Raw genomic sequence first — 10,946 nt, forward strand, 5'->3', positions numbered from 1 at the left:
CCTACTCCCTCATTTTAAAATCGTGACGGCTAACTAACTGATACTATAAAAAAACCACGCTTGGCGGCGTGGTTTTTACATCAATTAACTCAATTACTATTTATTCAAATGGGCGTACAATTCGTCTTTAAGGAATAATAATTTGGCTTTCAATTCGTGCACAAAATTATCACTAGCTACTTCTGAACCCATATTGATTCTGTGAATTTGATGTTCAATTTCATGATATTCATCAAATAGTTTTCTGAAATGAGCATCAGAAACCTTAAGCTCGTGAATTCTTTCCTGGTGTTCAGGAAACTCGTGTAATAAATCGTGTTTTTCCATGGTTATAAGTTTAAGGGTTTATTATTGTTTTAAATGGTTCAAAGTGTTTGAGATTCTAATGACAATTAGCTTTGGCTTGTACAAAAAGATTCATATTACTCGGAGAAATATAAGCGATGTCTAATCCCATACCGCGGAGGACAAACAATACTCCAATGATTACAGTTACAATAGGCACCGCCTTTTGAAGTTTACTCCTGAATGGGGTTGATAGTAAAGAACTGGCGTAAACTACAGCACTCATCATAGGAATCGTTCCCAATCCGTAAAGCACCATGTAAGCCATTCCGAGCATAACGTTTTGCATGGCAATCGCTCCGAATAAAGCGGCGTAAACCAATCCGCAAGGCAACAATCCGTTAAACAAACCAATAGTAAACAATGCGTCCGGGGTTTTTCGTTTAAACTGTTGACCCAAGCTACTTTTAACTCCGGAAATCAATCGGTAAACCGGTTTAGAAAAATTGTATTGGGCCAATGTTTTTTCAGGAACAATAGCCAATAAAATCATCGCTACTCCAACTGCTACAGAAAGCTGTTGCTGAATGCCCGCCATGTAAAATCCTCTGCCCAACAATCCAAATAACAATCCTAACATACCGTAAGAGGTTAACCTTCCCAAATGATACACGATAATTTGCAGGGCTTTTTTGGTTGGATTTTGATGGTCAACCGGCAACATCATGGCAATCGGTCCACACATGCCGATGCAGTGCAAACTGGAGATTAAACCAAAAAGAAGCGCGGTGTAAAGCATTTAGATTTTAGATTTTAGAAATAAATTTCTTCTTTGTTCAAATACGTTTTACCTTCGTATTCCCAAGCCACAGTAATACCCCATAGACCGCCAACCAGATTGTTTTTAGGTATGAGCAAATCGGAACCGGACAATGAGATGAGGGTCTCAAAATCCAGCTTTTGGTTGGACGGTCTGTAAAGGGATACTTTACCTTTGATTTTATTGGGTTCTAAAGAATCGGGAAAGCTGATGACCAACCCTTTTTCGGTTTTGGCAATGGCTACTTTCACGTTCAAGTTATTGGCATTTTCAATGCTTTCGATATTATTTTGAACCAGTTTCTCTTTTTTATAATATTCTTGAGTCACCAATTCATTATCGTATTTATCGTCGGATTGTACTTTAATCACAAAATACAAGATAAAGCTCATGAACAATACAAAAGCGATGACGATTCCTTTTCCCCAATTGATTTTCATTTTGATTCTTTTTTAGTTAAAATTTCTCGGACCTAAGAAGTTAGTTGTTGCCGTTTCAATGACTTTACCGTTATTGTAAACTTCAATTTTCAACACTACTTTTTCCTCTTTTAAATCGCTTTCCTTGATTTTTACAAAGAAAGTTCCTTTAGAAGCGCCTTGTTTGGGCACTTTGGCAAACGGACTTCCAACGAGTTTAATTTCCCCCTTAGGTTCAACCAATTTGAAAGTTACATTGTCAAACTCACGTTCTGTTTTATTGATAATGTCGTAATTGTATATGTTACTGATGACATTGCCTTCTCGTTGGAACAATTGACCCGGCATGTGCAATATCGTGGCTTCCACATCATTTCTCAAGAATAGCATTCCGATGAACACGCCAATTAAAATGGCCAAGACCGCAATGTAACCTTTCATTCTGGTAGTCAACTTGAACGGTTCTTTCTTTACAATTTCGTCTTCACTGGCATAGCGAATCAAGCCTTTCGGCAAACCTACCTTTTCCATGATGGAGTCGCATTCATCTATACAAGCTGTACAGTTGATACATTCTAATTGGGTTCCGTTTCGAATGTCAATTCCGGTTGGACAAACGTGTACACATACTTTACAATCAATACAATCGCCTTTCCCTAAGGCTTTTCGGTTTTCGTTTTTGTTGAATTTGGCTCTACCGGTTTCTCCTTCTCCACGAACGTGATCGTAAGCAACATTGATGGTTTTATTGTCTAACAAAACACCTTGCATTCTGCCGTAAGGACAAGCTATGATACAAACTTGCTCTCTAAACCATGCATAGATAAAATAGAATACCGCGGTAAAAATCAATAAGGCAATTAGTGTTTTGGTGTTTTTAGCCGGCCCTTCTTCTATAAATCTGATCAACTCATCACTTCCAATTAAATACGCCAAAAAGACATTCGCAATGATAAAAGAGATGATAAAGAATATTATCCATTTGGTTACTCTTTTTCTGATTTTTTCTCCATCCCAAGCTTGGTTTCGCAATCGGATTTGCTGAGCTCTGTCGCCGTCAATCCAAAATTCTATTCTGCGAAACACCATTTCCATAAAAATGGTCTGAGGGCAAAACCATCCACAAAAAATGCGCCCGAAAGCTACTGTAAAAAGCGCTAATCCTACTACTCCAATGATCATTGAAATCACAAAGAGGTGAAAATCTTGTGGCCAAAAAGGAAAACTGAAAATATTAAAACGTCTTTCTAAGACATTAAACATTAAAAACTGATTCCCGTTAATTTTGATAAAAGGAGCAGAAAGCAAGAAAGCCAATAAAGCATAGCTAACTAATTTTCGCTTATCATAAAAAGGACCGGAAGGTTTTTTAGGATGTATGAACACTCTTTTCCCTTTCTCATCAATAGTAGCAATACTATCTCTAAAGCTTTCATCCGGAAGATTTGTTGCCATTTTTTTTGAATTAAATTGTTAATTCGTATGATTTAGAAAGGTTTTGAGCCATAACCCAAAACCTTTCTTTTGCAAATTATTTTGTTGCTACTGTTGTAGTGTCTGTTGCTGCCGGTGCTTTTTCAGCCGGAGCGGCTTCTTCCACCCATTTTTCCCCTTCAGCAGCTTTGGCTCCTGCCGGTTTGGTGCCTTGCAAACTCAACACATAACTCGCTACTTTTTGGATATCGGTAGATTCTAATGTTTTACCCCAAGCTACCATGGAAGGATTGTTTTTACTACCTTCATTAATAATTTTGAAGATATTTTTGATCCCACCACCGTTGATCCAAAATTCATCGGTTAAGTTAGGCCCTACAATTCCGCCGCCATCAGGTTTGTGACAAGCCGCACAAGCATTGGTGAAGATTTCTTTTCCTTTGCCCAAACTGGCGTCATCGGTAAGGGCTACCACTTTGTCTAAAGTAATTTCTTCTTTAGGCGAATTGGCTTTGTTTTTTTCAATTTCCAATTGGGCAGCGGCTACTTCTTGGTCAAATTCTTGTGCTTGCGTATAGTCGCCCACTATGTGAAATCTGACCAAATAAATCGCTCCGAAGATAACCGTAGCATAGAACAAATTCACCCACCAAGGCGGTAAAACGTTGTCCAACTCTTTAATCCCGTCGTAATCGTGATCTAGCATTACATCGGCTTCTTGCTCAATAGATTTAGAGCGGGTCATTGACTTCATTACATTTTGAACCCATTTACTATCAGTAAAAGACACTGATTGTGCTTCTTCCAATTGCTTTCTTTGTTCATCAGTCAGCATGTGATAAGTCACCCTATCCACTGCATTGATTACAATTTCAATGGCTACCAATAAAAAGAGGAAAACCACTAAGAACAGGCCAACCATAGGATGCTTGATAAAAGCCGGACGATCGCCAGAGTCAATAAAATATTCCAAGGCTACCATTACGATGGCAAAAATCAATGGAACTCTTACATATGATGGAAATAATTTTTTCATTTTTTTACTATTTAAAAGGTCATTTTTTAGTCTTCTAAAGGAAGATCACTCACTCTTTTGATGGTTTCTTTGCTGTAAGTCATGGCCCAAACCGTGAACAATACAAAGGCTGTAAAGAAAATAGTCAGTGATATTATCGGGTAGATTTCTACGCCGGTAATGGTTTCCAAATTGTGTTTGACAAACTTTAACATGACTGTTATTTTTTAGATTTAACTTGTGTATCGGTTCCTAATCTTTGTAAGTAAGCAATCAAGGCTACAATTTCTCTGTCTTTCAACGGAGCAGCTGTATCACCTCCGAAGGCTTTCTTGATTTCAGGGTTAGTCAACAACTTGGCTTCAATTTTTGAAGACTGTGCGTCGATAGATTTCATGGCGTCGGCAATTTCCTGATCTGTATAAGGAACTCCTAAAGTGACCATGGTTCTCATCTTGTCTTGAATAGTAGTGTTATCGATGGTGTTTTTAATCAACCATTGGTAACTAGGCATAATAGAACCCGGAGAAATACTTTGCGGATCATACATGTGGTTAAAGTGCCAAATGTCATCTCTACCACCGTTGAATGGTTTACCCGGAACTCCTTCGCGAGCTAAATCCGGACCGGTACGTTTAGAACCCCAAAGGAATGGATGGTCGTAAACAAATTCCCCTGATTTAGAATACTCTCCGTAACGTTCCACTTCGGAACGGAAAGGTCTTACCAATTGAGAGTGACAGCTCACACAACCTTCACGGATGTATAAATCTCTACCTTGTAATTCAAGCGGTGTATAAGGTTTAACCGCTGCGATAGTTGGGATATTGGATTTTACCAAAATAGTTGGTAAAATTTGAACCGCACCACCAATTAAAATGGCAACAGTAGTGTACAACATAAATTGCACCGGTTTTCTTTCCAACCAAGAGTGCCATTTTTCCCCTTTTAATCGGTTTGGACTGATGGTAGCTAAAGCAGGAGCTTCGGCAGCATCGTCTTCAATAGCAGCACCTTGTTTGATGGTTTTAACAATATTGTAAACCAATACTAAAACACCAACCAAATATAAAGTTCCGCCAATAGCACGCATCCAATACATTGGCATGATTTGCGTAACGGTTTGCAAGAAGTTACCATACTCCAAAGTTCCGTCGGGTTTGAATTGTTTCCACATAGAAGCCTGTGTAAATCCGGCGACATACATTGGAAGAGCGTATAAAATAATTCCTAAAGTACCAATCCAAAAGTGGAAGTTGGCTAATTTTTCAGAGAACAATTTGGTTTTGGTCATTCTTGGGATTAACCAATAAATCATACCGAAGGACAAGAAACCGTTCCAAGCCAAAGCCCCAACGTGTACGTGAGCAATAATCCAATCGGTAAAGTGTGCAATGGCATTTACGTTTTTCAACGACAACATTGGACCTTCAAAAGTAGCCATACCATAACCGGTAATCGCCACTACGTAGAATTTTAATACAGCATCGGTACGTACTTTATCCCAAACACCACGTAGGGTTAATAATCCGTTGATCATACCACCCCAAGACGGAGCAATTAACATTACAGAGAATACCACTCCTAAGTTTTGTGCCCAATCAGGCAAAGCAGAGTACAACAAGTGGTGTGGTCCTGCCCATATATAGATGAAAATTAATGACCAGAAGTGGATGATAGACAAGCGATAAGAATATACCGGTCGGTTAGCGGCTTTCGGCACAAAGTAGTACATCATTCCTAAGAACGGAGTAGTCAAGAAGAAAGCCACCGCATTGTGACCATACCACCATTGTACTAAGGCATCTTGTACACCGGCATAAATGGAGTACGATTTCATTCCGGAGAAAGAAACCGGTAATTCTAAACTATTAAATATATGAAGTACAGCAACTGTTACAAAAGTGGCTATATAAAACCAGATAGCAACATAAATATGACGTTCTCTTCTTTTTATAATAGTACCAATCATATTGATACCAAATACCACCCAAATTAAAGCGATGGCAATATCTATAGGCCATTCTAACTCGGCATATTCTTTAGAAGTAGTGTAACCTAAAGGCAGGGTTACTGCAGCGGCTACAATGATTAATTGCCATCCCCAAAAGTGCAGTTTACTTAAAAAGTCACTGAACATTCTGGCTTTGAGCAAGCGTTGCATAGAGTAATACACTCCGGCAAACATAGCATTACCCACAAACGCGAAAATGACCGCATTGGTGTGTAGTGGTCTGAGTCGTCCAAAACTTAAAAAGGAAATTCCGCTGGTCACATTGGGAAATAAAAACATAAATGCTAATATCAACCCAACTAACATACCAACCACACCAAAAGCGATACTGGCGTAAATGAAGTTCCTTACAATTTTGTTGTCATACTGAAATTGTTGCATTTCCATAATTATAATTGTTTTTCTTCGGTTATATTAATTTGATTTTTGTTAGTTTCTTTTACTAGCTCGTCGTCAAAAAGCATTCTGACGGATGGCGTATAGTCGTCGTCGTATTGTCCGCCTCTAACTGCTTTGATAAAAGCGTAGAGAAAGAATACCGCTACTACAATACTTATCGAGATTAACATATAAATGACACTCATACCTCTAATTTGTGTTAGACAAAGTTACTTTCACCCAATTTCTTAAAATATGACATTTGTCATACTTCGATTATTATTTCTTTACAGCAAAAAAATTGCTCATTATAGTTACAAAACTGACTATGGTTATGGTGCTCAACGGCATAATGATAGCCGCTACTATCGGTAATAAATTGCCCGTTACGGCATAGCTCAATCCAACCGCATTATACAATAACGACAACCCGAAACTCATATAAATGGTCAGCATTGCCTTTTTGGAATACTTTAAAAAGAAAGCTATGTTTTGAAACTGACTCGCATCTAAAATCCCGTCGCAAGCCGGTGAGAAAACATTGACATTTTCCGAGATGGAAATCCCGACATTACTTTGGGCCAAAGCACCGGCATCGTTTAGTCCGTCACCTATCATCATTACATTTTTACCTTGCTGTTGTAAAGCATCGATATAGGCTAACTTTTGTTCCGGTTTTTGGTTGAACACCAATTGTGTACTTGACGGCAGCATCTTTTCTAAAATCCTACGTTCACCATCGTTATCTCCTGACAAAACCACTAATTGGTATTTTTTTGCCAACGCTTCAAACAACTGTTCTAAGCCCTGTCGGTACTGGTTATTGAAAACATAACTGCCTTTGTAAACGCCGTTGATTTCTACATGGACTTTGGTTTTCTTATGCGTATTCTCGCTCATGTGTTGCAGGAATTGAGAAGACCCTAATTTGACTGTTCCGGTTTCTAACTCGGCAAAAACACCTTTCCCTATGACTTCTTCAAAATGCTTGACTTCTATTTTTTCTTGAGGCGGAATAAAATCGTACAGTCGGCGACTCAATGGGTGATTTGAACCTCTGAGTGCATTTTTTAAGAGAAGTAACTCGGTATCGTTTAACACATCTCCTTCATATGTAATAGCAGTTTTTTTATTGGTAGTAATAGTGCCGGTTTTATCAAAAACTATAGTATCTACTTTGGCCAATTGCTCAATCACTATGGCATTTTTGAGGTACAATTTTCGTTTGCCCAAAATGCGCAAAACATTGCCTAAAGTAAAAGGCGCGGTTAAAGCCAAAGCACACGGACAAGCCACTATTAGTATGGCGGTAAATACATTAAACGCGGTGGAAACATCAATAAAAATCCAGTATCCAAAAGCCACTACAGCAAGTAAAAACAAGGCCGGCGTGAAATAGTGACTGATTTTATCGGTAATGGATTTGTATTGTTGTGCTACCTTTTTCTGAAATACATCATTGCTCCACAATTGGGTCAAATAACTTTGGGAAACCGAAAACAAAACTTCCATTTCTATAACTTTACCCAATTGCTTGCCGCCGGCAAAAATTTTATCGCCCGATTTTTTCTCAATCGGTACCGCTTCACCGGTAACAAAACTATAATCAATGGATGCTTTCTCAGAAATCAAAATCCCGTCAACCGGAATTAACTCTTGGTTTCTTATCAACAATCGATTGCCTTTTTGGATATCGTATACTTGTACAGCTTCTTCAGCACCGTTGGCTAAAAGTTTGGTAATAGCGATGGGGAAATAAGATTTGTAATCGCGTTCAAAAGACAAGAAATCATAGGTTTTTTGCTGGAATAATTTCCCCAATAACATAAAGAAAATCAAACCGCACATGCTGTCGAAAAAACCCTGTCCGTAATCGAAGACTATGTCAACCGTACTGCGAACAAACATCACTACGATACCTAAGGCAATCGGAATCTCCATATTGAGTAATCCCTGCTTCATGCTTTTCCAAGCGGCTACATAATAACCGGAAGCCGAATAAATAAAGGCCGGTAAGGACAAAACAAAAATCAACCAACGGAAAAAACCTTTGTATTGCTCAATCCAAAATTCACCGACTTCAAAATATTCGGGAAACGACAATAACATGATATTCCCGAAACAGAAAAATGCAACTCCCAGTTTATAAATTAAGGAACGGTCGACTTTCTTTTGCCCTTCGCTGTAATTTTCTAAACTGATGTAAGGTTCGTAACCAATAGCACAAAGCAATTCAACAATTTCTTTGAGGTTGGTTTTTTCGGGATGATAAGTAATGCGGACTTTCTTATTAGGGAAATTAACTTGAGAAGTTATGATTCCCGGTTGAAGTCTTTGTAGATTTTCCAAAATCCAAATACACGAGCTACAGTGTATGTGAGGAATATAAAGTGAAACAATGGCTGTTGTACTTTCTTGGAAATCGAGGAGTTTAGTAACAATGGTTTCATTGGCTAAAAAATCATATTTACCTTTAATATCGGGTGGTGTAGCGCCTGGCGCTGCTTGGAAATCATAGTAACAGGACAAGTCGTTTTGGCTGAAAATTTCGTAGACTGTTTTACAACCGTTGCAACAGAAACTTTTGTGGTCAAAAAGAATTTCGTCTTTTTCTACAACTTCGTTACCACAATGGAAACACTGTGATGGATTCATACTTTATAATTTGCTCATTTTACCTGTAACAAAGGTCACACAAGCCTAAAAATTAAAATATGATATTTGTCATACTTTAAATATATTTGTAGTGACCAATAAAAGTACCATGAGTAAATGTGAACAATGTATCGTTAGACAATTCAGTTCTCTAAAAGCCTTGAACAAAGACGAACTATTGCGAATGGCCGATTGCAAGACTTCTTATACCATCAAAAAAGGAGAAACAATTTTTGAAGAAGGAGAAACCACTCACGGCATTTACTGTGTGAAAGACGGCGTTTGCAAAATGACAAAGCTCAGTGCCAATGGAAAAGATCAAATTGTAAAATTGGTTAAACCGGGGGAACTTTTAGGTCAGCGTTCTATGATAAGTGAAGAACCAACCAATTTAAGCGCGGTTGCCTTGGAAGACATGGAAGTTTGTTTTATTCCTAAGACCGAAATCATGCAATTCTTTAATGCCAATAATAACTTCTCGATGAACGTTATGAAAACCATTTGTGGAGACTTAAAAGAAGCGGATGACCACATGGTTTCTATGGCACAAAAAAATGTGAAAGAAAGATTGGCGGAAACCTTAATTTATTTAGAGGATACTTTTGGAAAAAATGAAGACGGTAGTTTAAAACTACAATTGTCTCGCGAAGAATTAGCGGGAATGATCGGAACTGCTACCGAAAGTTGCATCAGATTATTATCTGAATTAAATAAATCAGGTTTAATTGAACTTGACGGTAAACGCATCAAATTGCAAGACCGCAATAAACTTCGAAGGTTAGCAGATTAAAAAACCACCTGATTCCGTAGAAAAAGGTGGCTAAAGTTGATAAGATAACAGGGTTAGTTATGGTATCAACAAAAATCTTGGGTTGTTGTTGATTTTGATATCTGGTTATTGATTAAACAAATATATCGGAAGAATCAGTTACCGACTAAAATTTTCGATGTGTAACCAAAAAATCTGTTCAAATCCAATCCTGTTTTAACTCATTTTTCCAATGGCACAACTCACATAAGACTTGGCTTTGGTTCCAAACGAATTGACTTCTCCTTCTTCGGGATAGCCTATTAGTTTTAAAGTCTCTTTGGCATTCAATAGCGCCAATTCATCTTCATGTTGCAAGGTGACTTCGGCTTTGTCAACAACCACCGAAACGTCGCTTACCTTATTTAATGCATTTAATTGGGACACTATGGTATTGGCACAACCGCCACATTTTAAATTCTGAATTCTAAGCGTAGTTTTCATAGGGTTATCTTTTCTACAAAGGTAAAACAGCCCACAAAAAAAAAGTGTGACAAATATCACACTTTTAACTATTAATGAGGCAACTTATCTTTCAGCAAACCATATAAAAAGGTGCCAAAAACCGCTCCGAACAATATCAAACCAACACTCAAAAATCCTGATCCCAGCAGAATAAAAATTGGTCCTGGACAAGCGCCGACCAAAGCCCAACCCAAGCCGAATAAAATACCGCCAACCCAATAGCGCACATTGCCTTTTTCTTTGTCTTGGATGGAAATCGGATTCCCGTCAATATCTTTTACTTGTTTTCGTTTGATGATTTGAATCCCTATCAAACCGGTTATGATCGCCACCGTTATAATGCCGTACATGTGTATCGATTGAAAATGAAACATTTCGTAAATTCGGTACCAGGAAACCGCTTCAGCTTTGGTCAAAACAATACCAAAAACGAATCCTACTATAATGTATTTTAAAAATTTCATAACCTAAAAAATTAGAGGTAAAATAAAGTGCGCCATCAACAAACCACCGATAAAGAATCCGATGACCGCTTTTAAAGAAGGTAATTGTAAGTTACTCAAACCCGATATAGCATGACCCGAAGTACAGCCACCGGCATAACGGGAACCAAAACCAATGAGTATCCCACCCACTATTAAAATGACAATCAT

Annotated in this window: 13 protein-coding genes; 1 reads left to right on the forward strand and 12 read right to left on the reverse strand. The window is 38.1% G+C overall.

From position 1 onward, the window contains the following. Positions 1–96 precede the first annotated feature (96 nt). The 9 genes from ACIQ32_RS09900 to ACIQ32_RS09940 all read right to left on the reverse strand — a co-directional run bounded on the left by ACIQ32_RS09900 (position 97) and on the right by ACIQ32_RS09940 (position 9,020). Positions 97–327, reverse strand: a complete 231-nt coding sequence (locus ACIQ32_RS09900; protein WP_396195533.1) for a YdcH family protein — start codon at positions 325–327, stop codon at positions 97–99. Positions 328–382: 55 nt separating this feature from the next. Then, positions 383–1,084, reverse strand: a complete 702-nt coding sequence (locus tag ACIQ32_RS09905) for a sulfite exporter TauE/SafE family protein (protein ID WP_396195534.1) — start codon at positions 1,082–1,084, stop codon at positions 383–385. A gap of 14 nt (positions 1,085–1,098) precedes the next feature. After that, the gene (locus ACIQ32_RS09910) at positions 1,099–1,545 is read right to left on the reverse strand and encodes a FixH family protein (protein WP_396195535.1); all 447 of its coding nucleotides are present in this window, start codon (positions 1,543–1,545) and stop codon (positions 1,099–1,101) included. A gap of 12 nt (positions 1,546–1,557) precedes the next feature. Next, positions 1,558–2,979, reverse strand: a complete 1,422-nt coding sequence (gene ccoG, locus ACIQ32_RS09915; RefSeq protein WP_396195536.1) for a cytochrome c oxidase accessory protein CcoG — start codon at positions 2,977–2,979, stop codon at positions 1,558–1,560. A gap of 76 nt (positions 2,980–3,055) precedes the next feature. Continuing rightward, on the reverse strand, positions 3,056–3,994 hold the full coding sequence (locus tag ACIQ32_RS09920) for a cbb3-type cytochrome c oxidase N-terminal domain-containing protein (RefSeq protein WP_396195537.1): 939 nt from the start codon (positions 3,992–3,994) through the stop codon (positions 3,056–3,058). Between the two features lie 26 nt (positions 3,995–4,020). Further along, entirely contained in the window at positions 4,021–4,188 is a 168-nt protein-coding gene (locus ACIQ32_RS09925) for a CcoQ/FixQ family Cbb3-type cytochrome c oxidase assembly chaperone (protein ID WP_396195538.1), read from the reverse strand. Between the two features lie 5 nt (positions 4,189–4,193). Next, positions 4,194–6,374, reverse strand: a complete 2,181-nt coding sequence (ccoN, locus tag ACIQ32_RS09930; RefSeq protein ID WP_396195539.1) for a cytochrome-c oxidase, cbb3-type subunit I — start codon at positions 6,372–6,374, stop codon at positions 4,194–4,196. Between the two features lie 2 nt (positions 6,375–6,376). Next, positions 6,377–6,571: a cbb3-type cytochrome oxidase assembly protein CcoS gene (gene ccoS / locus ACIQ32_RS09935; protein ID WP_121313422.1), complete on the reverse strand. Its 195-nt coding sequence runs from the start codon at positions 6,569–6,571 to the stop codon at positions 6,377–6,379. Between the two features lie 73 nt (positions 6,572–6,644). Continuing rightward, complete coding sequence (locus ACIQ32_RS09940; RefSeq protein WP_396195540.1) at positions 6,645–9,020, reverse strand: heavy metal translocating P-type ATPase metal-binding domain-containing protein; 2,376 nt, start codon at positions 9,018–9,020, stop codon at positions 6,645–6,647. A gap of 109 nt (positions 9,021–9,129) precedes the next feature. Between ACIQ32_RS09940 and ACIQ32_RS09945 the strand changes: the two genes are divergently transcribed. Further along, the gene (locus ACIQ32_RS09945) at positions 9,130–9,810 is read left to right on the forward strand and encodes a Crp/Fnr family transcriptional regulator (protein ID WP_396195541.1); all 681 of its coding nucleotides are present in this window, start codon (positions 9,130–9,132) and stop codon (positions 9,808–9,810) included. 195 nt (positions 9,811–10,005) lie between these two features. Here the strand turns inward: ACIQ32_RS09945 and ACIQ32_RS09950 are convergent, their stop codons facing one another. The 3 genes from ACIQ32_RS09950 to ACIQ32_RS09960 form a co-directional block, all read right to left on the reverse strand. Next, positions 10,006–10,272 (reverse strand): cation transporter, encoded by a 267-nt coding sequence (locus ACIQ32_RS09950; protein ID WP_396195542.1) that lies wholly within the window; start codon positions 10,270–10,272, stop codon positions 10,006–10,008. 71 nt (positions 10,273–10,343) lie between these two features. Beyond that, the gene (locus ACIQ32_RS09955) at positions 10,344–10,757 is read right to left on the reverse strand and encodes a DUF6691 family protein (protein WP_396195543.1); all 414 of its coding nucleotides are present in this window, start codon (positions 10,755–10,757) and stop codon (positions 10,344–10,346) included. 3 nt (positions 10,758–10,760) lie between these two features. Then, a partial coding sequence (locus ACIQ32_RS09960; RefSeq protein ID WP_396195544.1) for a YeeE/YedE family protein occupies positions 10,761–10,946 on the reverse strand: 186 nt, incomplete at its 5' end.

The sequence above is a fragment of the Flavobacterium sp. genome, from assembly GCF_044373165.1.
Lineage (GTDB): Bacteria > Bacteroidota > Bacteroidia > Flavobacteriales > Flavobacteriaceae > Flavobacterium.